This is a genomic window from Bacteroides sp. AM41-16, from assembly GCF_003603495.1.
Taxonomy (GTDB): Bacteria; Bacteroidota; Bacteroidia; order Bacteroidales; family Bacteroidaceae; genus Bacteroides; species Bacteroides uniformis.
The window spans coordinates 1-23,125 of record NZ_QTNE01000004.1 but is presented as its reverse complement, the minus strand read 5'-3'; the positions used below and the strand labels follow the sequence as shown (position 1 = coordinate 23,125).

Below are 23,125 nucleotides of genomic sequence, written 5' to 3'. Positions count from 1 at the left end.
TATGATTATCAAGCATCTGGAAAACAAGATACGGCTGGTGGGCATTATCTGCACGGCTTTTCTCGTGGGATGTGTCATCATCAGCGTATCGAGCATCTGGACAGCCAGGACAATGGTGTCGGATGCACAGAAAAAGGTGTACGTGCTGGACGGCAACGTGCCCATTCTTGTCAACCGCACCACAATGGAGGAAACGCTCGATGTGGAAGCCAAAAGCCATGTGGAGATGTTCCACCACTATTTCTTCACCTTGCCGCCTGATGATAAATACATCAAATACACGATGGAAAAGGCGATGTATCTGGTGGACGAAACAGGTCTGGCGCAATATAACACTCTTAAGGAGAAAGGTTTTTACTCCAACATCCTCGGCACGAGTGCCGTGTTCTCGATTTATTGTGACAGCATCCGCTTTGACAAGAGCACCATGGAGTTCACCTATTACGGCCGCCAGCGAATCGAACGCAGAAGCAACATCCTGATGCGTGAGCTGGTGACAGCCGGTCAGCTCAAGCGTGTACCGAGAACGGAGAACAACCCTCACGGTCTGCTGATAGTGAACTGGCGCACTCTCCTTAACAAGGATATAGAACAGAAAAGCAAGAGCAACTATTAAACAATCAAGGATATGAACATCAAGGGATTCAGACGGATGCTGCTGGGCGAAAAGATGCCTGACAGGAATGATCCGAAGTACAAGGAACGCTATGAGCGTGATGTGGAAGCCGGACGCAAGTTTGCCAAGGCGACCCGTATAGACAAGGCGGCAGCCAAGGTGCAGGGCTTTGCCAACGTGCACCGTACTCTTTTTCTGGTCATCGTGTTCGCTTTCGTGCTGGGCGGGCTGGCATGGAACATCTACCGTATAACAGTGGTATATCGTCACCAGCCGGCGGAGAGGACAGCGACAGAGATGCAGGATTCGGTATTGAGGGAGCGGCACAGGATGTTGCAGGAAGAGGAACTGAGGGAAACCGGGACAGGAAATACAAACCGTAGCAAAACAGACTTGCCATGAAAAAGATATTTGAGAAAATCAATTTCAGACAGCCGAAGTACATGCTCCCTGCCATTCTTTATATCCCTCTGCTCGGTGCGTCCTACTTCATATTCGACCTGTTTCATACTGAAACGGCGGATATACCGGACAAGACGCTGCAGACAACGGAATTCCTGAATCCGGAACTGCCGGAAGCGCAGATCAAGGATGACGGCATTGGCAGCAAATACGAGAACATGGAGAAATCGTGGGGCAAGATACAGGACTACTCGGCGGTCGGCAACATAGAAAGAGACGAACCTGATGAAAACAAGGAAGAATATGAATCACAATACACGCAGGATGACATCGCCCTGCTCGATGAGCAACAGCAGGAAAAAGCAGCGGCAGCGGAAATTGCCGCCGCCAAAGAGCGTGAACAGGAAGCACTCGCGGAGTTGGAAAAGGCCCTTGCCGAAGCACGGCTGAAAGGACAGAACATGGTGATGCCCCCTGAAGAGGCGGATACCACGGACACCGTTCCGCCGCAGAATGTACCGGAGGCCGGCACCATCGACGAGGAGAAACGTCCGGTGCAAGCACCGTCGGCAGACGAACCGCCCAGCGCGGTAGTCCGCAAGGTGAAGACCACCTCGGACTATTTCAACACGCTGGCGAAGGATGCCCGTGAACCGAAGCTGATCCAGGCCATCATAGACGAGGACATCAAGGCTGTGGACGGCTCGCGCATCAGGCTGCGCCTGCTGGATGACGTGGAAATAGACGAGTGCGTAGTGAAACGGGGTACGTACCTGTACGCCACGGTAAGCGGCTTCTCGTCCGGACGTGTCAAGGGAAACATCAACAGCATCCTTGTGGACGACGAGCTTGTGAAGGTCAGTCTCGCGCTTTATGACACGGACGGTATGGAGGGCCTGTATGTACCGAACAGCCAGTTCCGGGAAACGAGCAAGGATGTGGCCAGCAGTGCCATGTCGGGCAACATGAGCATGAGTACCGGAACTACAGGGAACAGCCTCGCCCAATGGGGAATGCAGGCGGTGAACAACGCTTACCAGAAGACGAGCAACGCCATCAGCAAGGCCATCAAGAAAAACAAGGTCAAGCTGAAATACGGGACTTTCGTCTATCTGGTCAATGGTCAGGAAAAAAGGAAATAAAAAGGTTCGAGACAATGGAAACAGATATTTCAAAACTACATGAGGGAACGGACGGCTTTTACTACGATGACTTCCTCGCTCCCGACAAGGCCGAAACATTCGTCGGGCAACTCGTGAGTACCCAATGGTGGCAGAAAGGTGGACGCTTCGCCCTAATATGCAACTTTCTGGCAGAGGACGGGCGGAAAATCGCCTTGTTCGCCTTCCAGAAATACACCGGCTTTTACGGGCCGGGAGACGGGGCGGTCAATTTCAAGCACGCGGAGATGAATACCTTCTGGGAGTGTGAGGTCCGGGAAAACCGGAAGGGACGTTGTACTTGGGCGAGTGCCCTGCAGCTTGGAGGGCCGAAAAACAACGCGATATGATAGAGACGGACAAGATATACAACATGGACTGCCTGGAAGGCATGAGCCGTATGCCGGAGGGAAGCGTCGATGCCATCATCGCCGACCTGCCTTACGGTGTATTGAACCGCGGCAACCGGTCAGCATGTTGGGACAGGCAGATACCCCTCGGTCCGCTGTGGGAGCAGTACCGTAGGATTATCAAGCCGGACAGTCCGATAATCCTGTTCGCCCAGGGAATATTCTCCGCGCATCTCATGCTTTCCCAACCGGGAATCTGGCGTTATAACCTCGTATGGCAGAAGGACCGTGTTACGGGCCATCTCAATGCCAACCGGATGCCGTTGCGCCAGCATGAGGACATTCTGGTGTTCTACATGAAGCAGCCCGTGTATCATCCGCAGATGACACCGTGCCCTCCCGAAAGGAGAAACCATGGACGCAGCATGACGGAAGGCAGTTTCACGAACCGGTGCTACGGGGAGATGAAGCTGGTACCGGTACGCATGGCGGACAACAAATATCCGACATCGGTCATTTTCATCCCGAAAGAACACAAGACAGGGGCATTCTATCATCCGACCCAGAAGCCTGTGGCACTGGTCGAGTACCTGATACGCACCTACACCGACGAGGGGGACACCGTGCTGGACAACTGCATCGGGTCCGGAACGACTGCCATTGCCGCAATCCGTTCGGGACGGCACTATATCGGATTCGAGACCGTGAAGGAGTACTGCGACATCGCCGAACTCCGTATCCGGGAAGAACTGGAGCGAATACATACGACGACATAAGGGTAAAAGAAAAACAAATGGAATATAAACAATCAACGACATGAATATGAATCTCAAGAAAATCGGAACGGTATTTCTTCTGACAGCCGGACTGCTGGGAACGCGGAATGCACAGGCGCAGACGACCTACGAGGAAATGGAACAACTGACGGTCAACGAACAGGTGACGACCGTCATCACGGCATCGGAGCCGGTACGCATGGTGGACATTTCCACCGACAAGGTGGTTGGCGACCAGCCTTTGGACAACATTGTACGGCTGAAACCCAAAGAAGCCGGGCACGAGGACGGCGAGGTGATTGCCATCGTGACCGTCATCACGGAACGCTACCGCACGCAATACGCGCTGGTTTACACCACACGGCTTAAGGAAGCCGTAACGGACAAGGAGATACTCCCTCACGAGCGCAACGCCTACAACAATCCGGCAGTATCGATGTCAACCGCCGAGATGACGCGCTTTGCCAGACGGATCTGGAACTCTCCGGCGAGAATCAGGAATGTGGCCACCAAGGCACACCGTATGGTGATGCGCCTGAACAACATATACTCTGTCGGGGACTACTTCTTCATAGACTTTTCCATAGAGAACAAGACGAACATCCGTTTCGACATCGATGAGATCAGGGTAAAGCTCGTTGACAAGAAACTCGCCAAGGCCACCAACGCCCAGACTATCGAGCTTACTCCGGCGATGATACTGGAACCGGGAAAGACATTCCGACATGGCTACAGGAATGTGCTTGTCATCAAGAAGATGACCTTCCCGAACGACAAGCTGCTGACTGTCGAAATGACGGAAAAGCAAATCAGCGGCCGCAATATCAGCCTGAACATCGATTATGAGGATGTGTTGTCTGCCGATTCGTTTAACGCTGACCTGCTGGAGGAGGAATGATTATGAGAAAGACTCTGATTCTGATGTTTGCCTGCATGTGCCTTGCCTTCAGCGCGAACGCACAACGCAACAGCGGCCGTCTTTCACTGGGGGTCGGGCTGCTTTACAGGAACGGTATGGACGTGACGTTTTCATACGAACATGAAATGAACTACCGGCACGCGTGGGAGTTCTTTGCCAACGGCTACCTGCAGTGGGCCGAATGCGGCCCGTGCGGCCATATCTGTCCGGAATCCTTCTGGCGCAACTACCGCACCTATGGCTTTGGCGTGGCATACAAGCCTTGCGTGGTACGGGGCCGCAATCATTACGGCAACCTGCGTATAGGAGCTTCGGCAGGAAGCGACACGAAGAAGTTCCTGGGCGGCCTGCATTTCGGTTACGAGCACAATTACGTGCTGCGGTCCGGATGGACGCTGTACTGGCAGGCGAAGAGTGATTTGATGATAAAGGGCGCGGATCTGCTTCGGGTAGGTGTAGCCCTTGGTGTGAAACTACCGATAAAATAAGGGAAAAGATGAAACAGAACATTTTCAGAAAGGTGAGCCGGTTCGTACCGGTACTTGTCGCAGCAGTCGCCGTGACAGGTTGTGACGCGCATATAGACGTACCGGACACGGCTGTCCGCCCGGGACATGTCCTGTGCGAGGACGGAACGGCCTTGTCCTACACGGAATACCAGCAATCCGGGAAAAAGGCTGTGGCCGTCGTGTTCGACACCCGGCAGCATGAGGGTGCGGAAGGAAACGGCTACGCGGTTTACCTGTGGGACATCACCCCGCAGGCATTTGCCGACAGCCTCGGTATTGCCCAAGGCACATCTGCGGACCTCGCGGCACATGACGGCAATGCCAATACATTCGCTCTATATGAAACGAAGGAAACGGCTTCGCCGATGGCGGAAGCGGTCTTTGACCTCTGGTGTTACGGGCAGAGCGCATACGTTCCGTCGGTGGCACAGATGCGTCTGCTATATACTATCCGGGAAACGGTAAATCCTGTCATCGAACAGTGCGGGGGCGATCCGTTGCCCCTGACCGACGGCGACTGCTGGTACTGGACATCCACGGAAGTGGCCGAACAGGAAACGGCAAAAGCCTGGCTTTACTCGATGGGCAGCGGAGCCATACAGGAAACACCCAAGACACAGGCGCACAAGGTACGCCCGATTATAACCATCAACCGGTAAACCAGAGATATACGATTGCGTTCTTTGACATTGTTGGACAACATACGATTACAAACCAGAGCCGAATTCACGCAGTAATGCCATCAAGCGACGTATGCTTTCCTCGACATCCGAGGGGGCCGGAATGGCACGATATGCCAAATCCGGGAGTTCACCCATGTAAACTGTCTGCAAGTTGCCCCAAACCTGCGGCAGATCTGTCATCAACGGGGACTCCTCCAGTCGCCGGTCACGCCAGCCTTCGGGCTTGTCAAAGCTCTGCCGGTCGTGTTCGAGCAGTGACCTGAAATCTTCGGGGAAAGCATCGCTATGAAGATACGTGAGGCACTCTTCATCTTTCAGCAGATGATGCAGATCGTAGAAATGACGGATTTTGGCCGTCAACTGCGGCATATACAGATTGGCCAGCGAGCATCGGATGAGTGACACCAATTTCTCGGTCAGCGTGCGGCGACGGTCAAGCACATTGACCTCGAACGGCTGCATCCCGTATTCCTCTATCATACGGTTGTTGCCGGTAGCCTGCAGGAACTCTGTCAGGAAACTGCAGAGAGAACGCCGCTCGAAAGGATATGGATTGGCAAAACTGTTGATTTCTACCAGGAGTTGCCCAGCCCGGATTGCTCCGACCTGTTCCGTATCTATGGCCCGTGGATAGGTGTAAAACGCCTTGTGGTAATGCGATCCCTTGCTTGTCATGCCGGGGATGACCAGTTCCTCCAGTCCGGCTGTCATATTCTTCGATGTACGGCGTATGAGGTTCTTTAGCTGGTTTCCGCTCAGTGTCCATGCTTCGGCGATGGCCACGTCAATGTCCTCGGAGAAACGTGCCCCGATGCCGTAGGCCTTGGTCAGGGAAGTTCCGCCCTTGAAAATGGCACGATTATCCTTGTCTCCGGTAGCCATAAGCGACAGCGAACGACAGATCCAATAGTCTTTCTCGATAAAGATACTCTTGATGCCGAGTCCGCCGTCCTGTACCGGACGTGCAGCCGCTTCTATGGCATCGGCAAACAGTTGCTGATTCTCGTGTAGTCTCATACGATGTTCCATTTTAATTTGGTGGGTAAAGCCTGTGCGGTGACAGGAAGTTTGTAGGTCGTGACCCCATTGAGTGTCGCACGCAATTGTCGGGTGTCAGCTCCAAGACTGTCCAGAATGGCACCCAGCAATGCCCGGACATACGGCTGGTAATTTTCGGCCAGGTCCGCCAGTTTCTCCAGATCGCCTTCGGACAGAGCGGCTATCAGCCGAGCAACGCCCCGCACACAATCGTCAGGTGATGTTGCCGGAATCTCACGGAGCAATTTGAGCGCGTCAAGGATCAGCAGCAGAGGAATGTTCTCCCGTGTGATTGCATTAGGCTGTACAAGGAAGGACACGCTGTATTCGCCCCGTTTCATAGGCCGGCGGTATTTGTTCGTGCCTATCGTAATGGCCGATGTGATCTGTGTCGTCAACCCCAACTGCGCAAATGCTGCCGTACCGGTCATATAGCCGATTGGCTTGCCGTTACGTTCCAGAAGGTCCTTGACCACCTCTGCCACCGGAGGCTTCAATGTGCCGAACACCGTCTGTTTAGGCTTGTAGTACCGTCCTTTGGCAATCTTGCAGATAGAGCCTTCTGCCACCAGACGGCTGAGTGCCTTGACCAACGCAGGCTGGTACTCCGGCAGCACATTGAAATCGGCAATGGTAAGCACCTTGCCCGGAGGCGTGGCGTCCAGTATTTCCTGTACCTGTTTAGTAATCACCATAATCGAATCGTTTTGTTCCGGATGCAAATATAAGAAAAGTCTTGTTTTTTACTGCAAAAACATGACATTTATTTTCGTCTGAATCAAAATAATCAAGTCCAACAATATCCGAGGCGATCAGAACCACAACCCAATAAAAAAGCTATAAAAAATGGAAGAAAGCAAAGAGTTACAAGGATTCTACAAGATATTCCGTGCAGTCGTCTATGTGTCGGTTCTGCTGGAGTTCTTCGAGTATGCCATTGACCCGGCAGTATTCGACCAGTGGGGCGGCATACTGACTGACATCCACGGACGTATCAAGCGATGGACGATCTATCAGGACGGCCATCTCGTGTACAGCAAGATAGCCACGATACTGCTGATCTGCATCACCTGTATCGGTACGAGGAACAAGAAGCATCTGGAGTTCAACGCCCGCAAGCAGGTGATTTTTCCCCTGACCGGCGGACTGCTTCTGCTTGTCCTGTCCGTATGGCTGTTCGGACATCCGATGGAAATGCGGCTCTATACGCTGCCGCTGAACCGTATCCTATACATGGCGGCTTCGCTCGTGGGAGTGATACTGGTACATATAGCCCTGGACAATATCTCCAAGTTCATCAAGGAGGGCCTGATGAAGGACCGCTTCAACTTCGAGAACGAGAGTTTCGAGCAGAGCGAAGAGATTCAGGAGAACAAATACAGCGTGAATATCCCGATGCGCTACTATTACAAGGGGAAGTTCCGCAAGGGATGGGTCAGTATCAGCAACCCTTTCCGCGGGACGTGGGTCGTGGGAACTCCCGGCTCGGGTAAAACATTCAGTATCATTGAACCGTTCATCCGTCAGCACAGTGCCAAGGGGTTTGCCATGGTTGTATATGACTATAAATTCCCGACACTTGCCACGAAACTTTACTACCATTACAAGCTGAACGAGAAACTTGGAAGAGTTCCCAAGGGGTGCAAGTTCAACATGATCAACTTCGTGGACGTGGAATACAGCCGTCGTGTCAATCCTATTCAGGCAAAATACATCAACAACCTGGCGGCAGCCAGTGAGACGGCGGAAACCCTGCTCGAGTCATTGCAGAAGGGCAAGAAGGAAGGTGGCGGCGGAAGCGACCAGTTTTTCCAGACATCCGCTGTGAACTTCCTTGCTGCCTGCATCTATTTCTTTGTCAATTACGAACGGGAGCCGTATGACAAGGACGGAAACATGCTGTATGCGGAGAAACGTCAGGACCCGGAAACCAAATTCTGGAAGCCGACCGGAGTCGTGCGTGACAAAGAGGGCGGCAACATCGTGGAGCCGGCCTACTGGCTGGGAAAGTATTCGGACATGCCGCACATATTATCGTTCCTGAACGAAAGTTATCAGACCATCTTTGAGGTACTGGAGACTGACAACGAGGTGGCACCGCTGCTCGGGCCGTTCCAGACTGCCTTCAGGAACAAGGCCATGGAGCAGTTGGAAGGTATGATCGGTACGCTGCGTGTCTATACGTCCCGTCTGGCGACCAAGGAATCGTACTGGATATTCCACCGTGACGGGGATGACTTTGACCTGAAGGTGAGCGATCCGAAGAACCCGAGCTACCTGCTCATCGCCAACGACCCGGAGATGGAGAGCATTATCGGTGCGCTGAACGCCCTTATCCTGAACCGTCTTGTCACCCGAGTGAATACAGGCCAAGGGAAGAACATCCCGGTGAGCATCATCGTGGACGAGCTGCCGACGCTGTATTTCCACAAGATAGACCGACTGATAGGAACTGCCCGAAGCAACAAGGTGAGCGTGACCTTGGGATTCCAGGAGCTGCCGCAGCTGGAGGCCGACTACGGCAAGGTAGGTATGCAGAAGATCATCACGACCGTGGGTAACGTGGTCAGCGGTTCGGCCCGCTCGAAAGAGACACTGGAATGGCTGTCGAATGACATTTTCGGTAAGGTCGTGCAAGTGAAGAAGGGCGTGACCATTGACCGTGACAAGACCAGCATTAACCTGAACGAGAACATGGACAGTCTGGTGCCGGCATCAAAGATTTCCGATATGGCAACGGGATGGATATGCGGGCAGACAGCGAGGGACTTCGTGAAAACCAAGACCGGCGTAGGCGGCTCGATGAACATTCAGGAGTCGGAAGAGTTCAAGACCACAAAGTTTTTCTGCAAGACGGACTTCGATATGGGAGAGATAAAGAAAGAGGAAGCCGCGTATGTGCCGCTGCCGAGATTCTACACCTTCAAATCGAGGGAGGAACGGGAACGCATCCTGTACAAGAACTTCGTGCAGGTGGGTCAGGACGTGAAGGAGATGATCAAGGATGTGTTGAACAAACGGGGTGCGAAATGAAGCACGTAAGGATGTTTGTCATCATACTGCTGGTATCTGCAGTGGCAACAGTCTATGGGAAGGAAAGGCATGGGACAGAAACGGGAACTGCCCAACTGTCCATATACAAGCTGCCACCGCTGGAGAGGGCAATCAGATGCACGAAATACTATGAGGGTTGGCATGGTGAGAAAAAACATTGGCCCTATGTGGGATGGGGTCATAAGGTTCTTCCCGGAGAGAGTTTTACCAACGACATCACAAAAGCTCAGGGAGACTCCATCCTGCGAGCGGACATGATGAAACTTTGCCGTCTGTTCAGCAGATTCGGGCGTGATTCTACGTTGCTCTCGTGTCTTGCCTACCAGGTAGGCCCGTACCGGCTTTTAGGTAGCAAAGACTTTCCCAAAAGCAAGCTGATACAAAAACTGGAAGCCGGAAACAGGGATATTTACAAGGAGTACATTTCCTTCCGCTGCTATAAAGGCAAGGTAGTTCCGAGCATCGAGCGGAGAAGGAAGGTGGAATATCTGCTGCTTTTTGAAGAGTAAAAAAGAAGGGAGAATCTTTCGGTGTATTTCCGTCAATTTTCCAGGATAGAAAAGAAATATTTCACAAAAGCGAGAGAACAAGCCTATTACCGCCGATATCCTGAAAAAAAAGGATAAAAAATATTTCTGGCTTCAGTTACTATTGCCGCTTGGTCTGTGGCTGATTGATTTGTGTTTAATCTTCTGGCTTTTTACTTGGTATCATTGAATGGAATATGGAGAAAAGAAGACATGAATATAATCAGGGAAAGAAGGATGCTGTTCTGCCGTTTCAACATGCAGTTCCTGCTGCCTTGACATTAACAAATACAGATTATCAAATGAAAACAACCCGCATCATGAACAAGATTATCATTTATCTGAGTGCCGTATTGCTGCTGTGCAGTTGCGGCAGTGCAAGACATTATGCAGCGTTTCAATATGACAACGGAGACGACTATGTAAGTGAAGGACTGTACCGCATAGTGGACCGGAAAGGGCGTATCGGTTACGCAGACGAGACAGGCAAGACCGTCATCCGTCCTCGTTTTGCCTTCGGCTATCCATTCGAGGGTGGCAAGGCGAAAGTCACCGATTCGGGGGAACGGAAAGAGGTGGCAGGCTCCGGCAGCGAGCACTGGTATTGGGAAAGTGATGACTGGTACTACATTGACAAACAAGGGAACCGGTGTGAGAATCAAGATACAGACAAGGACAAAACACATCCATAACACAGCAATAACCCCGGAGGTTCAGATGCGAGCCTTCGGGGTTAGCCTATAAGTACAGTACTTCCTCAATTGCCAAATCCGAATGACATGGCTGCCTGTTCACAGAAGCGTGCATATTCCTCTTTGTCAGTTCCGCTTTCAATATGGCGGTCTATCAGTTCTCCCAGTTCATCGAAGCAGACTTCGTCACTGAGGCACTCTATGTCTGTCCCGTTCCGGAGATATACTTCATAATAGTCCGAGCCGTTCAGACAGATCAGCACTTCCCCTTGGAAGAGTCTTCCGTTTACATGGAATTTCAGTCCCGGCAGGTCATTGAATACTGTTGCCATAAACTCCCCGATGCCCCATGACATAAGGACCGGCGTGTCGGTCATCGTTACCAGCTGTTCGCGAATTGTCGCAGCCACTCTCATTACATACTCTTTATCCATAATCTTGATTTTTAATAGATTTATATATTCATTTTATTCAAACCATTCCGGGTTGTCTTCTTTCAGCATCTCAACCAGCTCGTCATCCGGCAGCTCAAGACTTCCGGCATCGGTGAAGAAAAAAATCTCATCGTATAATTTCTCAGCCTCCTTACTCGCAAAGCCCTCGTTCTCGCTGTCGAAACTACCGGGCTGGAGTGCGTCAAGCAAACCTGTTGAGCCGATAAGGAGTTCTTCACCTTCATTTGATTTCACCACACGGCAAGAATAAGTTCTGCCGGCAAATTCCACCTCTTTCTTTTTCATCGGTCTATCACTTTAATGGTATGTTTCTCCCGTGTTCTTTCAGGTACTCCATGATACATTTCGCTTCCTCGTGCGAAGCCATATTGCGTTCGTCGTACCTGCGGCTGTCATCCGCCATAACCTTGATGCACTCTTTAATCAACCTATACAGGCTTTGCTGCAGTGTCGGGTGCATGGTCGGTATTGCTGCTGCAAATCGAGCCGGATTGAAACTGTAATTGTTGACTGCCATTTCCCAGTCTTTAGCGAGACGGTACTCTCTGCTTTCTTTGATGTCCTTGTCCATAATTCTGATATTTAACGATTTTGTTTTTCTTCCCTCTGTTCGGCCTCCTTTTCGGAGGAGCCGCTTCGGGATTTACGGTGCATCGATAGACGGTCGTCAAAGCCTCTCCCGATGTTTTTTCCTGCCAATTACTCTTTCAGAGAAAGGAAGAATTTGCAGGAAATGCACTTCAAAACGGAGGGAACAGGCTCGACCGCCTACATTCGCACCAGTAAAGTCCACGCGGCGACGGGAAGGACGACGAAAGAAGAAATGACTCTCATGTCAATACAAGAGGGAAAATAGAAAGGGATAAGGGTGGTGGCGGGGGCTTATGACGGACGGCGTTAAAACAGGTGCCGCTATAAAGGTTCCCGGAGCGGCCGATGGCAGAATACGGCCCGTGCCGGATTCCGTCATCAGCCACAGATCCGGACCGGAGTGCTTACAGCAGCCCAGGGCTGCCGTCGTGCATGAAGGTTTTATAACAGTCTCCGCCTGGCGCACATGAGGGCGGCAGTATAACGGGATTTGCCGTGAAAAGAGATGCTGTCAAAGCATCCCTTCGTCCGCGTAGCTCAGATAGCCTGTATCCGAGAGGATGATATGGTCAAGGAGAGTGATGTCAAGGATTTCGCAGGCTTTCTTGAGTTTGCTTGTGATGGCATTGTCACTGGAGCTGGCCACCATGTTGCCTGACGGGTGGTTGTGGCTGAGGATTATGCCCGAGGCATGGGCCAGAAGAGCCGTCTGCAGGATGATACGGACATCCACAACGGTCTGGCTGATGCCGCATTTTGATATGCAGGAGAGTCCGAGAAGCCTGTTGGCTTGATTGAGGAACATCACCCAGCATTCCTCATGATGCTGCATACATTCATCGTATGCCTCCTTGAAGATGTCGTAGCTCACTCTGGAGGAGTTTACCAAGGTACGTTTTGCAGCATCGGCATCCTTGTAATTTACTGAAATCTGAGGGAAAGAAAATGTATTCATAATAACGAAGATTTAAGGTGAAACAATTTTTTTCGCCCGTGCACAGCTCTGTCTGGACTTCGTGCAAGATTTTGGGAAAGAATACTATCCGCAGGATTGGAGATTGTTTCCCAAATTCACCCGGATCTTGCGTTTGTCCGGAAAGATGCTGTAACTTCGCTGAAAACAAATGTTGAGACTACCGGGGTATTATAAGAGGTCCGGCTATAAAGGTTATCCGGGCCGGCCGATGACGGAAGACCGCCCGTGCGGCCTGTAGGAATCAGCCAGAACCCGGTCCGTACTGTTTCAGCAGACGGAGACTGCCGAAAGACAGGGAGGTGTATAAAAAAGGTCAGGCGGCGCCGGTCTGCCTCCGGCACTCAACAGAAAAGCAGGACGGATTTCTCCGCCCTGCATCTGAAATCAACTATGAATTATGGTCAAGCAGCAACCTCTTGGGATTGAGGTTGTTTTTCGTTGTCCGCATCGGCTTCAGTCTGCTCTGCTTCCTGTTTGGCCTGTTCCTGCACCAAAAGGACGGCTTTCTTTTCTTCGATGCGCTGATGTCTTTTTTCGTAAACTTCATTATGTCCGTTCTCGATGTCGGCAAGTCTTTCCGGCATGTGTTTTCCTGCAAATTCAAGCAACATGTCGGCTATGGCGTTGCTTCCGTATGCGTTCTTGAAATTCTCAATCAGGAAATCCCTGCGGATGACGGCTTTTGCCTTTGGGGTAAGATTGGCCACAATATTTGTCTTGTCCTCGTTGGACAGATAGGGCGAATGTTCTCCCTCTATGCCAACGGCGGCAAAGTGTTCCTTTCTCAACGATGAAAGCAGGAAGAAATAAATCATCTTTTCTTCGTCAGCCCCGAACTTGGTTTCGGTCATATCCACTTCCAAAATCTGTTTTTTGGTATCTTCCACGGTCTTTTCCCTGGCAATCTCCTTGTTTCGCTTGTCCTGCTTGTCCAGTTTTTCAATCGGGGAAAGCTGTTCCTGTCCTGCCTGTTGTCCACTGACGGCATTCATCATGGAATTCTCCACATAACATTTGACAATGTCTTCGTTCCCAATCCGTGCGAAGAGCGATATTTCGCCTACTTCTGCCCTGCGTACAAGTTCCTTGCCCTCTTCCATATAATCGTTCATATCCTGCTCATACTCAACCTTAGCTTCCTTATATTCGTCTTCCGTATCATATTCTCCGGCTTCAGGCTCTTCGGGAAGTGTCGGGTAGTCTTTGTATCTGCATTGCAGTGCCACAACCTCATAGCCCATTTCCTTGAGGCGATTAACCGCATCCGCATTATAGCAATATGCGTCATGGCTTAGAGATAGTGCAGGATAAGCCTTAATGGTCTCTATTGCCTTTTCCGTCAAAAATGCGGCATTCATTTCATCAAGACAGCCTTTGTTGGCGCATTTTCCGCATGTTCCCTCACAGAACAATGTCATGTTGTTGGTATTATGGGGGCATGACAGGCAAAGGGTCTTGTCAAAGTTGTAGCGTTCAAGGTCTGTCGTGAAGTGGCGCTCGATGTTCTTTGCCACCTCGGTCGCTTTCATGCCTCGCCAACTGCCAAACATGATACCCTCTTTCAAGTGCTTGTCGAAAACCTCTCTCTGGATGTCCTCGCCATATCGGCAAATTTCGCTTGCCACGCTGATAGTGATTTCATCCTTTTCCAACAATTCTGCTATTTCGGGGATAAGGGAGACGAACTTCAGTCGGGTGCGGATATAGGTCTCGTTCTTGCCGAACTGCATGGCCAAAGACTGAATGTCGTGCCGTCCGCTTTCTATCAGCCTCTGATAGGCGTTTGCTTCCTCGATAGGGGTTACATCCTTGCGTTGCAGGTTTTCCGTCACCGCCATTTCTTCGGCGGTCTCGTCCGAAACATTCAGAACGATTGCCGGAATTTCTTCCAGTCCTGCCATGAGTGAGGCACGATACCTGCGTTCCCCGAATATGATTTCAAAGCGGTTCTCCGCAATGGGACGCACCCCGATAGGCTGGAGGACGCCCTGCTGACGGATGCTTTCCGCCAATTCCGCAAGGCTTGCTACATCAAAATTCTTGCGTGGGTTATAGTTACTCGGCTGAATATCTGCCAAAACTACTGATACGATGTTCTTCTCTGCTACTGATTGAATGTTCATTGTTTCCATAATTCATAAATTTTGATTTGTTATACATTGATTTTCTGATTACTGCTATTCCTGTTGGTTGGTGTCATACTCGTACATTTGCGTATTGTCGTACCCCCCGAACGATAGCCGGAACGTGTCGAAGTCTTTCCTGCCGGCCAGCCTTACGGTATCGTTCTTTCCGATGAAATAGGGTTCAAGCATTGTCCGGAACGGTGCGCCGAGCGTAGTCCTGTCTGCCAATGTGCAAACCTTGTCGGGTTGTTGGGGCATGATATAGCCCAGTGCATATTCGTTGTAAACTACCAATCTTATTTTATCCATGTCGATGTCAATTTTGAATTGTTTTTTTATTTCCCTCTGGTCGGTTCTTTTCCCGTTTGAACCGCCTTGGGGTTTTATGGATGCGGTTTACAGCTGTCGGTACAGCTTCATACGACGGCTTTTCCTGCCAATTACTCTTTCACAGAAAGGAAGAATTTGCAGGAAATGCACTTCAAGCCGGAGGATCAAGCGCGACAGCAGACCTTTGCATCTGATAAAACCAAGGCCGGTGCGGCGGGAATGAAGCCGGAAAGCGGTAAAAGATGAATTATAAAAGAAATGTTCTATGGAACTATAAAAGAAAAAGATTACCGATAATTTACCGGTAATCTATAATATAATAGGGAGATGTCTTCTTGAAGAAGATGACATATATAAGAGGTTGTCCGTCTTTAGTAGGATAGTGAGAGATCTTTAAGCATGACAAACTCCTCTTCAGTCTCATGGATGATCTTAAATCCAAGTTTTAGATACATTCGGACGGCATAGTTCGCCTTTTGTACGGACAGAGAGACGCGACTATATCCTTTGCTCTCAAGTAATCGAAACATTTCACGCATAAGATGGCTTCCTATGCCTTTACTCCTGTATTCCTTATATAGGGATATGGAGAGCGATGGGGTCCTGTCATCCACATGTCCGTAATCATTCATAATACGTACCCATACTGCACCGACCACTTTCCCTTCACAGTCTGCGACCAGACAAAAGTCATCTTTTTTCTTTCCGAAGTCCTCAATATACAGTTTCAGTTCAGGTAAATCCACCACGTCCTTTGAGGGCGGTTTGACTCCTTCAGGGATATAAATCGCTTCGTAAAGAAATTCTCTTAGCAAATGGTTCTCACTACCTTGCAAATGGCGTATTATATACTTGGCCGATCCGTTCATTCTTGTTCACATTTTCTTTTCAGGTCAGCTATATACCGTTTCTGCTGTAATTTCAAATACAACAATGCAAAAGGATATAACCACCATTTCTTTAGGCTAATTGACTCTGTAAAAATCACTTCCGTTCCATTTTCAGCCTGTCTGAAATGTCCCGTCCACTCCCCGGAAAAGTTCACATTATCCATAAGAAATGAATATTTTAGAAAAGGCTCTATAACAGTAACAGTAAAACAGGTGACATAGCCTTCATTACTTATCTCCCTGAAATGGCGCTCGTCGGAAACTTCTATGTCCTTTATGTCACTTCGCCATGAATAGTCGTAAAGTGAAGTGACAGAATGCCAGACAGATTCCAAATCAGCCTGTATAAATGATTTTATCGTAGTTCTTATCATGGGACATTTTTATATTTCTCTTACCGTTTTTTCCAGTCCTCTCTGGTAAGCAAAGTAAAATGTTCTGTACGGATATCTCCTAACGGAGAAGTCTTTCCTTCTTCTGTGTGATGGTACTTGAATCCACATTTTTCCATTACCCTGCGGGATTTGATGTTTCCGTCATAATGTCCACACCAGACCCGTTTCACATCAAGTTCGACGAAGCAACGCTTCAACAAACGTTGTACGGCTTCCGGTATAAGTCCCTGTCCCCAATAAGGAACACCTATCCAATATCCTATTTCTGCATCTCCATCCTGCATATCCGCACTGTGTACGCCATCAGCGAACATAATTCCGACACTGCCTATCGGTTCATTGGTTTCTTTCAATACTACAGCGTATGTCTCGGGTGCAGAAAGGATATCGCGTATTATTTCTCTGCTGTTTTCCACAGATGTATGAGGAGGCCACCCGGCAATGGGGCCGATAGCAGGATCTTTGGCATAATTATAAAGAGACTCTGCATCGTTTTCTGTCCAGGGACGAAGTATCAATCTTTGTGTTTCCATATTCATCGCTATACAAGTAATTTATTGATTTCCTGCTGCAAGCGATCCAGGAACTTTGCAGCATGTGCCCCATCCATTTGAGTGTGATGGAATTGGAATGAAACCGTCAGTGTCGTCCTGAAGAACCCCTTACGGTACTTGCCCCATATTATAAACGGATTGTTGAAGATACCGCTGTACATACCTACCGCACCGTCAATTTCATATTGGGCCAGTGCGGAAGTTCCTATTACCATGCTTTCAGTCAAGTCGTGGTTCTCACAGCTTTGTGCTACTTCCGTTGTCAATTTCAGATAATCTTCATTGAATAGCTGCAAATCATCAGAAAAGGGCACATCGCATGAACTGACCTCATTGTCCTTGTTCATAACAATGGTATTAACCGCAATGGCATCATATTGCATCAATTTGTCTCCGACAGGCAGCATATAAAATTCCTTGATACCGCTTGCCGCCTTGCCGATGCACCAGCACATCAGCATATTGAATTTCATACCTGACTTTTTGCTGATTTTGACCAGACGACTGACATCCAAAGTCTTGAAAAATGTAACCATCGGCATCGGGGCTTTCATCCAAAGCTCAAATGCGTATGCACGGGTGGTTTCTTTGGGATTTATTTCTCTCATAGTGCGTCTTTCAAATTTTCAATCATTTTTCATGCTTCTCCAGATATTCTCTCATGGCCTCGTTGACGATGTCACGGAGAGACATGTTCTTTTCGATGGCCAGGTATTTCATCCTGGTATGAATGCTCTTGTTAATGACGAAGTTGCAATGCACCGCCGGTTCCTTTTCCGCCTTGGCCGGAACCGTTTCTTTTTTCTGCGGGGATTTTTTGGTTGATGAAAGCAGCCCGTCAAGGCCGCTTTTCATACCGTCTTTCAATAAATCGCTTTTGCCCATATTGTTTTTACTTTAGTTTCAGTACCTCCAGCGCCAAGTCCATATAATCCTTGGCCCCGTTGCTGTTTTTGTTATACTCGAAAATGTTCAGACCCTTGATAGGAGCTTCCGCCAGAGCCACGTTGTCCCGGATGACGGTCTTGAACACCTTGTCGCAGAAAGAATCGTTGATGAGCTCGGACACGCTTTTGTTAAGCGTCTTGCGCTTGTCGAACTGGGTGATCACGATACCTCCGATGCTCAGTCCCGGATTCAGGCGTTCCCTGACGATTTTAACCACATTCGTAATCTTTGCCATACCGCGCATGGCGAGGAACTGTGCCTGTACCGGGATAATCAGGAAGTCCGATGCGGTAAGCGCATTGAGCGTGAGCAGTCCCAGCGATGGCGGACAGTCAATCAGTATATAGTCGAATTTCCGGCTGTCAAGCAGCTTCGCAATCAGCCCTTTCAGTATCAGTTCCCGGCCAGGTTCGTTGATAAGTTCCGATTCGGCAGCCGACAGGTCAAGGCACGAGGGAACGATGGCAAGGCCGTTGTTCAGTTCGACCAGCGGCAAAGGGTATTCGCCCTTCATCGCCCCGTACACGGTCTGTTCTTCCTCGATGGACAGGCCGCAGGATTCCGTGAGGTTTGCCTGACCGTCCATGTCGATCAGGAGCACACGTTTTTTCTTCAGCTGCAGTGCGGCAGCGAGATTTATGGTAGTGGTTGTCTTTCCGACCCCACCTTTATGATTCAGAACTGCTATAATTTTTGTCATGATTCAGAGTCTTAATGTTCTGGTACAAAGATAATACTATTTTTAGTCTTCACTACAATTAGTATTTACTATTTTACTACTATAACATATTTTAGTATCGTAGTATTTACTACTCTACTAAAAGACTTAGCCACTAAATGTAGTATCTACTATTTTTCGTAACCCGGGATTTACTAATCTCCTAAATTACTACAATTAGTAAATACTACATCCGTGACCGTTTTCCGGAAGATGTCAGAACGGAAGGTCTTCCTCCCCGTCCTGTGGCATGTCCGCCGGAGGAACTGGTGCGTTATCGGCAGCTGCGGCTTGGCCGTCGGCTTCGGAGGTTGTACCTTCCCGTTTACCGGTATTGATGAACTCCAGGGCATCCGCCGTGATGGAGAGCTGGATCTGGCTGTCGCCGTTTTTGTCCTTCCACAGTGAAGTTGACAATGTTCCCCCGACAAGGACCATGCGCCCTTTGGTGAGGTATTCGGAGAGGCGGATATGGTTTTCCTTGTTGCTGCGTACCCTTACCCATGTGGTAACGGCGTTTCCGTGCGAGAAGTCATCTACTGCCATGTCAAAAGCAATAAACGAACCGTGTGTACCCTCGATAACCTGACAATCCTTTCCGATGCGACCGATAGTGTGAATGTATAGCATAATTTGAAAATGTTTTGCGGCAAGGTGGTTAGTCCTGCCATTACCTGTGACTTTGTTTTTTTCTTCCCTCTGGTCGGATCCTTTCTGCCGGACCGCCTTGGGGTTTTATGGTGCATGACAAGGATGTCGGTACAGCCCATTCGACGTTTTTTTGAAGCAAAATACTCTTGCCCGGCAAGGAAGATTTTCCTTCAAAATGCACTTCAAAACGGAAGAATCAGGCGCGACAGCCTACATTCGCACCTGATAAAACCTACGCGGCGGCAGGCAAGGTATGACGAGAGAAGGTAATCCCGATACAGATATAAAAGGCAGAATTGTCCCGTATATATAAGGGGATGTTTATAAAAGTGATGAATGACGGCTTGGGCGGGTAAAAGAAACGGTCTGCCGGGCAAACAAAATGGGGACTCTTTCTGCCTGTGACATGCCGGAGGCACGACGGACGGCACAAGCAGAATGTGTCACCGTTTGCCCACGACGCCGTCGGCCCGGAAAGAAAAGCTACGGACAGAAGGCGGAATGTGCCGGAGCAACAACCAGGCAGGATGCCCATATAGCGGAATACCGGTTGTTTCGACAGGTCGAAGCTCCGGCATGAAGCGGTATGATGCAGACTGCCGTTGATCGGGCACAGCCTTCCGTACCTTGGAGTGGAGGGCGGACCGCGGCACAGACATCATACCTTAATTTTCGGGTGGGGAAAGCCGGATAGAAAAGGATTCAATTTTGAAAGATGTAGATCTTGATGTAATAACACATGTATTTACAATTGTTTTATCATATTTGAAATAGCTGTTGCACCGAGCGATAATACATTATTTGAAACCGACTGGGAATTTGATTTATCTTCATTTAAGCCGAAATACTCAAAAGCCCTTTTTTTGTCTTTATCTAATTTCTTACTATTTCGATGAAGCATATAGGAACGTAAGGATTGAAGATTCCTGAGAAATACAATAAAATTGTAGCCTTCAATATTGAGTGTTTCTAAAATTCTATCAAGATGTGATAAGGGTTTTTCTTTAGTTGATTCCTTAGTTTTTTCACCATTTACTACTTTTTCTTTGATTTCAGTTTTAGCAGGAATAATCATTTCCATCATTTCCAAATCAAGGCTTTCTTGTAGCAATAGTGATAAATATTTTACAAGGTCAGTAAGAGCTTCATAATCATCTCTATTTAGAATACAAATTTGATTGAAATATTCTGCCTGGATTCCATTTAATGACTTAAACAGTTTCCAACCATACTTCTCCTCCCATTTAGCGACAAAGGTTTTATACAAATCTCGAAAGACAAAGTCTATAGACTGTGCAACACCATTCCATTTGCCTTCAATTATCGTTTTTTGAAAAAGTTTGCTAAATGTTCTGCCGTCAGGAGTAATATTAAAACCTTTCCATATACATTGTTCGCGATAAGGAAGGTCTTGAATATCACGTAAAAACACCACCACATAATCATTATGGTCATTATCGCACCTTAAGGTGAAGTTAGGACTTATGATACGTAATTCTTCTATACGGCATCCTTGATAATTATAATACGCTTGTACTTTTTTATCAAAAAAAACAGGAGTATAAGGATCTGTTGCAACCGTAGAAGCTATCGGAGCACCATTAACATCTGTTCCTATAATATAGTTGACACTTGTCTTCATCCGTTCAATAATACTTTTCAATGATTCATGGTTAAATATGATCTTACCATTAAACCAGCTTTGAATTTTAGCAAAGTGTGGTGATATACAGATTTGATAGTTAGATTTAGCATTTGGGCTGATATCCTTAAATTTACCATTTGTACATTCTATTTCGAATGGCAAATCAATAGCTCCTAAATCAAATTCAATTTCTGACTGGCAACAACATATCAAATCCATTCTTTTAGCGGCCATAAATTCTACAAGATATTGATTCAATATTTTTACAGAATCTTTGTTAATCTGATTCTCCGCAAACACACCTAATATTTTTAGTATATTAGCGCTCAAAAAGCAGGGATTATGAACATATTCAGTTTTACGGCTCATTTCGGTTCGGAGGAAGATTGTCGTTTGCATTTCAAGGAGCAGCGTGATAAGGAAGGGGTTGTCTGCAAGCGATGCGGGGGCACTTCCCATTATTGGTTACAGGGTAAATGGAGTTATGAATGCAAAGGTTGCCGTTTCCGCACCTCGTTGCGCAGCGGTACGATCATGGAGAGCTCCAAGCTGCCGTTTCTGGTGTGGTACAAAACGATGTTCCTGATGAGTTGCACAAAAAAGGGATTCTCCACCAACGAACTCCAGAAGCAATTAGGATTGAAGCGTTACGAACCGGTATGGGCGATGGTACACAAACTCCGCAGGGCGATGGGCAACCGGGATGCAAGGTATACACTGGAAGGGATGATAGAACTGGATGAGGGTTACTTTTCGGTGGCCAGTAAGGAAATCGAGCGAGGCAAGGGTACACGTGGCCGGGGAGCCGAGGGAAAGCAGAACGTTGCGGTGATGGCCGAAAGCACCCCGTTGGAAGATATCGAAACGGGCAAAAAGGAGAAGCATGTGCGTTATTTCAAGGCCAGGGTACTGGATAGCCATCAAAGTGAAGGAATCAACGGCGTGGTCAGGGACTGCATGGAGGATGATGCCATCGTATTTTCGGACAAAAGCACTTCTTACGTTGACATCTCCGATCTGGTGGAATTGCACGTCACCGAGAAATCAGACGCCAAAACCACCAAGGAAACACTCAAATGGGTGCATATCGCAATCAGTAATGCAAAACGGACATTGCTGGGCAACTACCATAAAATCAAAAGGAAATACTTACAGTTGTATCTCAACGAGTTTATTTACAAATTAAACAGACGGTATTTTGGAGACAAACTCTTTGACAGACTAGTAATTGCGAATATAACAGGTGCATAAACGGATAATCAGAAAAATCTATATGAACATTATAATTTAAAACCATATGTCATAAGTTATATTGACACAATGTTATTTGCAGATAAACTTGGGATGCCTAAAAAAATAAAAGATTTAGCAGAGAGTTTGGACTTAGAAGTAACAAATCATCACGACCCAGAATTCGATGCAAAACTTTGTGCTTTAATATTTGGCGAATTGACTGACAAGTATCCAAGTTATCAAGAACTAATAAGAAAAATTGATGACCAGCCTAAAACAAATAATAATTATTTCAATCAACCAAGTGAAGATGTTTTAGAAGAAAATGAAGAGCATTTATCAAATTATCAAATAACTCAAAACGAACTTGAAAACATTGATTTAATAGGAAAAGGAATAGTTATTACGGGCAACTTTTCAATAGAAAGAGAAGAAATAAAAACTTTTCTAATGAAAATTGGTGGACAAATAAAATCAGGAATAACAGGTAAAGTAGATTTTGTTTTTGCAGGTGAAGATTGTGGTTGGTCAAAAATCCAAAAAATAAACGACTTAAACCAATCAAAAAAAGCAAACATTAGAATTTTAAACGAAGCTGACTTAAATTATCTTATCAAAAAATACGGCATATAACATCGCATTGGCAAAATGGCGGGTTAAGTGCCAAACTCAACTTTTGTGCATTTTATTCCGCCGAATGTGTTCCACATTCAGCTTTTTTTAATAATTTAGCTTCTGTGGAAACACATCGGCTACGTCACTGCTAAATTGAACTTTTTGTCCAATTTATCCGCCACTTCGCCAATGCGTTTCCCGTTAGTGGCAACAAAAACAAACGATAACCTCAAATCCGCAACTAAGCTCTTCAGCGTCCTTCTTGCGTCTAA

General features: G+C 48.0%; 30 protein-coding genes. 14 read left to right on the top strand and 16 right to left on the bottom strand.

The genetic code is table 11. The features are described from left to right. Nucleotide 1: 1 nt before the first annotated feature. The 8 genes from traK to DW896_RS05085 are packed head-to-tail and all read left to right on the top strand — an operon-like array spanning nucleotide 2 to nucleotide 5,391. Entirely contained in the window at nucleotides 2-616 is a 615-nt protein-coding gene (gene traK / locus DW896_RS05120) for a conjugative transposon protein TraK (RefSeq protein WP_005807093.1), read from the top strand. Nucleotides 617-628: 12 nt separating this feature from the next. Beyond that, the gene (locus DW896_RS05115) at nucleotides 629-1,018 is read left to right on the top strand and encodes a hypothetical protein (RefSeq protein WP_005807095.1); all 390 of its coding nucleotides are present in this window, start codon (nucleotides 629-631) and stop codon (nucleotides 1,016-1,018) included. Beyond that, the gene (gene traM / locus DW896_RS05110) at nucleotides 1,015-2,160 is read left to right on the top strand and encodes a conjugative transposon protein TraM (protein WP_005807097.1); all 1,146 of its coding nucleotides are present in this window, start codon (nucleotides 1,015-1,017) and stop codon (nucleotides 2,158-2,160) included. The genes DW896_RS05115 and traM overlap by 4 nt, the downstream gene beginning before the upstream one ends. A gap of 14 nt (nucleotides 2,161-2,174) precedes the next feature. After that, the gene (locus tag DW896_RS05105; protein ID WP_005807100.1) at nucleotides 2,175-2,528 is read left to right on the top strand and encodes a hypothetical protein; all 354 of its coding nucleotides are present in this window, start codon (nucleotides 2,175-2,177) and stop codon (nucleotides 2,526-2,528) included. After that, a complete protein-coding gene (locus DW896_RS05100; RefSeq protein ID WP_005807102.1) occupies nucleotides 2,525-3,304 on the top strand; it encodes a site-specific DNA-methyltransferase in 780 nt (259 codons plus the stop codon). Before DW896_RS05105 ends, DW896_RS05100 begins: the two co-directional genes overlap by 4 nt. A gap of 46 nt (nucleotides 3,305-3,350) precedes the next feature. After that, complete coding sequence (gene traN, locus DW896_RS05095; protein WP_032534606.1) at nucleotides 3,351-4,202, top strand: conjugative transposon protein TraN; 852 nt, start codon at nucleotides 3,351-3,353, stop codon at nucleotides 4,200-4,202. After that, a complete protein-coding gene (locus tag DW896_RS05090; RefSeq protein WP_005807106.1) occupies nucleotides 4,199-4,711 on the top strand; it encodes a hypothetical protein in 513 nt (170 codons plus the stop codon). Before traN ends, DW896_RS05090 begins: the two co-directional genes overlap by 4 nt. A gap of 8 nt (nucleotides 4,712-4,719) precedes the next feature. After that, on the top strand, nucleotides 4,720-5,391 hold the full coding sequence (locus DW896_RS05085; protein ID WP_005807109.1) for a DUF1566 domain-containing protein: 672 nt from the start codon (nucleotides 4,720-4,722) through the stop codon (nucleotides 5,389-5,391). A gap of 48 nt (nucleotides 5,392-5,439) precedes the next feature. Here the strand turns inward: DW896_RS05085 and DW896_RS05080 are convergent, their stop codons facing one another. Both DW896_RS05080 and DW896_RS05075 read right to left on the bottom strand, forming a co-directional pair. After that, nucleotides 5,440-6,432, bottom strand: a complete 993-nt coding sequence (locus DW896_RS05080; protein WP_005807111.1) for a nucleotidyl transferase AbiEii/AbiGii toxin family protein — start codon at nucleotides 6,430-6,432, stop codon at nucleotides 5,440-5,442. Further along, a complete protein-coding gene (locus DW896_RS05075; protein ID WP_005816027.1) occupies nucleotides 6,429-7,148 on the bottom strand; it encodes a DUF6088 family protein in 720 nt (239 codons plus the stop codon). Before DW896_RS05075 ends, DW896_RS05080 begins: the two co-directional genes overlap by 4 nt. Before the next feature lie 151 nt (nucleotides 7,149-7,299). On the opposite strand from DW896_RS05075, the gene DW896_RS05070 reads away from it, so the two are divergent. From DW896_RS05070 to DW896_RS05060, 3 genes are all read left to right on the top strand, one after another. Further along, nucleotides 7,300-9,486 carry a type IV secretory system conjugative DNA transfer family protein gene (locus DW896_RS05070; protein ID WP_005807115.1) on the top strand — a complete coding sequence of 729 codons (2,187 nt, stop codon included), beginning with the start codon at nucleotides 7,300-7,302 and terminating at the stop codon, nucleotides 9,484-9,486. Then, nucleotides 9,483-10,016, top strand: coding sequence for a glycoside hydrolase family protein (locus DW896_RS05065; protein ID WP_005807116.1), 534 nt, complete (start codon nucleotides 9,483-9,485; stop codon nucleotides 10,014-10,016). The genes DW896_RS05070 and DW896_RS05065 overlap by 4 nt, the downstream gene beginning before the upstream one ends. 320 nt (nucleotides 10,017-10,336) lie before the next feature. After that, complete coding sequence (locus DW896_RS05060) at nucleotides 10,337-10,726, top strand: WG repeat-containing protein (protein ID WP_018666016.1); 390 nt, start codon at nucleotides 10,337-10,339, stop codon at nucleotides 10,724-10,726. Between the two features lie 65 nt (nucleotides 10,727-10,791). Here the strand turns inward: DW896_RS05060 and DW896_RS05055 are convergent, their stop codons facing one another. From DW896_RS05055 to DW896_RS04990, 13 genes are all read right to left on the bottom strand, one after another. After that, a complete protein-coding gene (locus DW896_RS05055; protein WP_005807120.1) occupies nucleotides 10,792-11,160 on the bottom strand; it encodes a hypothetical protein in 369 nt (122 codons plus the stop codon). A gap of 33 nt (nucleotides 11,161-11,193) precedes the next feature. Then, nucleotides 11,194-11,466 carry a hypothetical protein gene (locus DW896_RS05050; protein ID WP_005807122.1) on the bottom strand — a complete coding sequence of 91 codons (273 nt, stop codon included), beginning with the start codon at nucleotides 11,464-11,466 and terminating at the stop codon, nucleotides 11,194-11,196. A 7-nt stretch (nucleotides 11,467-11,473) separates the two neighbouring features. Further along, nucleotides 11,474-11,752, bottom strand: a complete 279-nt coding sequence (locus DW896_RS05045) for a hypothetical protein (RefSeq protein ID WP_005807124.1) — start codon at nucleotides 11,750-11,752, stop codon at nucleotides 11,474-11,476. A gap of 531 nt (nucleotides 11,753-12,283) precedes the next feature. Then, a complete protein-coding gene (locus tag DW896_RS05040) occupies nucleotides 12,284-12,727 on the bottom strand; it encodes a JAB domain-containing protein (protein WP_005807125.1) in 444 nt (147 codons plus the stop codon). A gap of 422 nt (nucleotides 12,728-13,149) precedes the next feature. Further along, nucleotides 13,150-14,880 carry a ParB/RepB/Spo0J family partition protein gene (locus DW896_RS05035; protein ID WP_005807126.1) on the bottom strand — a complete coding sequence of 577 codons (1,731 nt, stop codon included), beginning with the start codon at nucleotides 14,878-14,880 and terminating at the stop codon, nucleotides 13,150-13,152. Between the two features lie 45 nt (nucleotides 14,881-14,925). Further along, the gene (locus DW896_RS05030) at nucleotides 14,926-15,183 is read right to left on the bottom strand and encodes a hypothetical protein (RefSeq protein WP_005807128.1); all 258 of its coding nucleotides are present in this window, start codon (nucleotides 15,181-15,183) and stop codon (nucleotides 14,926-14,928) included. 392 nt (nucleotides 15,184-15,575) lie between these two features. After that, nucleotides 15,576-16,073 carry a GNAT family N-acetyltransferase gene (locus tag DW896_RS05020; protein ID WP_005807130.1) on the bottom strand — a complete coding sequence of 166 codons (498 nt, stop codon included), beginning with the start codon at nucleotides 16,071-16,073 and terminating at the stop codon, nucleotides 15,576-15,578. Next, a complete protein-coding gene (locus DW896_RS05015; protein ID WP_005807132.1) occupies nucleotides 16,070-16,468 on the bottom strand; it encodes an SRPBCC family protein in 399 nt (132 codons plus the stop codon). Before DW896_RS05015 ends, DW896_RS05020 begins: the two co-directional genes overlap by 4 nt. 20 nt (nucleotides 16,469-16,488) lie before the next feature. Next, the gene (locus DW896_RS05010) at nucleotides 16,489-17,028 is read right to left on the bottom strand and encodes a GNAT family N-acetyltransferase (RefSeq protein WP_005807134.1); all 540 of its coding nucleotides are present in this window, start codon (nucleotides 17,026-17,028) and stop codon (nucleotides 16,489-16,491) included. A 2-nt stretch (nucleotides 17,029-17,030) separates the two neighbouring features. Then, entirely contained in the window at nucleotides 17,031-17,651 is a 621-nt protein-coding gene (locus DW896_RS05005) for a CatA-like O-acetyltransferase, family 2 (protein ID WP_005807135.1), read from the bottom strand. 22 nt (nucleotides 17,652-17,673) lie between these two features. Then, the gene (locus DW896_RS05000) at nucleotides 17,674-17,928 is read right to left on the bottom strand and encodes a hypothetical protein (protein WP_005807137.1); all 255 of its coding nucleotides are present in this window, start codon (nucleotides 17,926-17,928) and stop codon (nucleotides 17,674-17,676) included. Between the two features lie 7 nt (nucleotides 17,929-17,935). Beyond that, the gene (locus DW896_RS04995) at nucleotides 17,936-18,691 is read right to left on the bottom strand and encodes a ParA family protein (protein WP_005807138.1); all 756 of its coding nucleotides are present in this window, start codon (nucleotides 18,689-18,691) and stop codon (nucleotides 17,936-17,938) included. Between the two features lie 234 nt (nucleotides 18,692-18,925). After that, the gene (locus DW896_RS04990; RefSeq protein WP_005807140.1) at nucleotides 18,926-19,339 is read right to left on the bottom strand and encodes a single-stranded DNA-binding protein; all 414 of its coding nucleotides are present in this window, start codon (nucleotides 19,337-19,339) and stop codon (nucleotides 18,926-18,928) included. A gap of 403 nt (nucleotides 19,340-19,742) precedes the next feature. Here DW896_RS04990 and DW896_RS21360 point away from each other — a divergent pair, with 403 nt between their 5' ends. Beyond that, nucleotides 19,743-19,940, top strand: a complete 198-nt coding sequence (locus DW896_RS21360; RefSeq protein WP_032534579.1) for a hypothetical protein — start codon at nucleotides 19,743-19,745, stop codon at nucleotides 19,938-19,940. A gap of 165 nt (nucleotides 19,941-20,105) precedes the next feature. Here DW896_RS21360 and DW896_RS04985 read toward each other — a convergent pair whose 3' ends face one another. After that, a complete protein-coding gene (locus DW896_RS04985; protein WP_227250250.1) occupies nucleotides 20,106-21,335 on the bottom strand; it encodes a hypothetical protein in 1,230 nt (409 codons plus the stop codon). A 12-nt stretch (nucleotides 21,336-21,347) separates the two neighbouring features. Between DW896_RS04985 and DW896_RS04980 the strand changes: the two genes are divergently transcribed. Both DW896_RS04980 and DW896_RS04975 read left to right on the top strand, forming a co-directional pair. Continuing rightward, nucleotides 21,348-22,256, top strand: a complete 909-nt coding sequence (locus DW896_RS04980; protein WP_005807145.1) for an IS1595-like element ISBbi1 family transposase — start codon at nucleotides 21,348-21,350, stop codon at nucleotides 22,254-22,256. Nucleotides 22,257-22,325: 69 nt separating this feature from the next. Beyond that, nucleotides 22,326-22,871, top strand: a complete 546-nt coding sequence (locus DW896_RS04975; RefSeq protein WP_005807148.1) for a BRCT domain-containing protein — start codon at nucleotides 22,326-22,328, stop codon at nucleotides 22,869-22,871. The last annotated feature ends 254 nt before the right edge of the window (nucleotides 22,872-23,125 follow it).

Coding starts and splice junctions, on each gene's coding strand:
- DW896_RS05020 (WP_005807130.1), bottom strand. CDS start 16,073: ATGAACGGATCGGCCAAGTATATAATACGCCATTTGCAAGGTAGTGAG.
- DW896_RS05085 (WP_005807109.1), top strand. CDS start 4,720: ATGAAACAGAACATTTTCAGAAAGGTGAGCCGGTTCGTACCGGTACTT.
- DW896_RS05115 (WP_005807095.1), top strand. CDS start 629: ATGAACATCAAGGGATTCAGACGGATGCTGCTGGGCGAAAAGATGCCT.
- traN (WP_032534606.1), top strand. CDS start 3,351: ATGAATCTCAAGAAAATCGGAACGGTATTTCTTCTGACAGCCGGACTG.
- DW896_RS04980 (WP_005807145.1), top strand. CDS start 21,348: ATGAACATATTCAGTTTTACGGCTCATTTCGGTTCGGAGGAAGATTGT.
- DW896_RS21360 (WP_032534579.1), top strand. CDS start 19,743: ATGGGGACTCTTTCTGCCTGTGACATGCCGGAGGCACGACGGACGGCA.
- DW896_RS05015 (WP_005807132.1), bottom strand. CDS start 16,468: ATGATAAGAACTACGATAAAATCATTTATACAGGCTGATTTGGAATCT.
- DW896_RS04990 (WP_005807140.1), bottom strand. CDS start 19,339: ATGCTATACATTCACACTATCGGTCGCATCGGAAAGGATTGTCAGGTT.
- DW896_RS05075 (WP_005816027.1), bottom strand. CDS start 7,148: ATGGTGATTACTAAACAGGTACAGGAAATACTGGACGCCACGCCTCCG.
- DW896_RS05055 (WP_005807120.1), bottom strand. CDS start 11,160: ATGGATAAAGAGTATGTAATGAGAGTGGCTGCGACAATTCGCGAACAG.
- DW896_RS05030 (WP_005807128.1), bottom strand. CDS start 15,183: ATGGATAAAATAAGATTGGTAGTTTACAACGAATATGCACTGGGCTAT.
- traK (WP_005807093.1), top strand. CDS start 2: ATGATTATCAAGCATCTGGAAAACAAGATACGGCTGGTGGGCATTATC.
- DW896_RS04995 (WP_005807138.1), bottom strand. CDS start 18,691: ATGACAAAAATTATAGCAGTTCTGAATCATAAAGGTGGGGTCGGAAAG.
- DW896_RS05070 (WP_005807115.1), top strand. CDS start 7,300: ATGGAAGAAAGCAAAGAGTTACAAGGATTCTACAAGATATTCCGTGCA.
- DW896_RS05000 (WP_005807137.1), bottom strand. CDS start 17,928: ATGGGCAAAAGCGATTTATTGAAAGACGGTATGAAAAGCGGCCTTGAC.
- DW896_RS05035 (WP_005807126.1), bottom strand. CDS start 14,880: ATGGAAACAATGAACATTCAATCAGTAGCAGAGAAGAACATCGTATCA.
- DW896_RS04975 (WP_005807148.1), top strand. CDS start 22,326: ATGTTATTTGCAGATAAACTTGGGATGCCTAAAAAAATAAAAGATTTA.
- DW896_RS05060 (WP_018666016.1), top strand. CDS start 10,337: ATGAAAACAACCCGCATCATGAACAAGATTATCATTTATCTGAGTGCC.
- DW896_RS05005 (WP_005807135.1), bottom strand. CDS start 17,651: ATGAGAGAAATAAATCCCAAAGAAACCACCCGTGCATACGCATTTGAG.
- DW896_RS05045 (WP_005807124.1), bottom strand. CDS start 11,752: ATGGACAAGGACATCAAAGAAAGCAGAGAGTACCGTCTCGCTAAAGAC.
- DW896_RS05105 (WP_005807100.1), top strand. CDS start 2,175: ATGGAAACAGATATTTCAAAACTACATGAGGGAACGGACGGCTTTTAC.
- traM (WP_005807097.1), top strand. CDS start 1,015: ATGAAAAAGATATTTGAGAAAATCAATTTCAGACAGCCGAAGTACATG.
- DW896_RS05100 (WP_005807102.1), top strand. CDS start 2,525: ATGATAGAGACGGACAAGATATACAACATGGACTGCCTGGAAGGCATG.
- DW896_RS05080 (WP_005807111.1), bottom strand. CDS start 6,432: ATGAGACTACACGAGAATCAGCAACTGTTTGCCGATGCCATAGAAGCG.
- DW896_RS05010 (WP_005807134.1), bottom strand. CDS start 17,028: ATGAATATGGAAACACAAAGATTGATACTTCGTCCCTGGACAGAAAAC.
- DW896_RS05090 (WP_005807106.1), top strand. CDS start 4,199: ATGATTATGAGAAAGACTCTGATTCTGATGTTTGCCTGCATGTGCCTT.
- DW896_RS05040 (WP_005807125.1), bottom strand. CDS start 12,727: ATGAATACATTTTCTTTCCCTCAGATTTCAGTAAATTACAAGGATGCC.
- DW896_RS05050 (WP_005807122.1), bottom strand. CDS start 11,466: ATGAAAAAGAAAGAGGTGGAATTTGCCGGCAGAACTTATTCTTGCCGT.
- DW896_RS05065 (WP_005807116.1), top strand. CDS start 9,483: ATGAAGCACGTAAGGATGTTTGTCATCATACTGCTGGTATCTGCAGTG.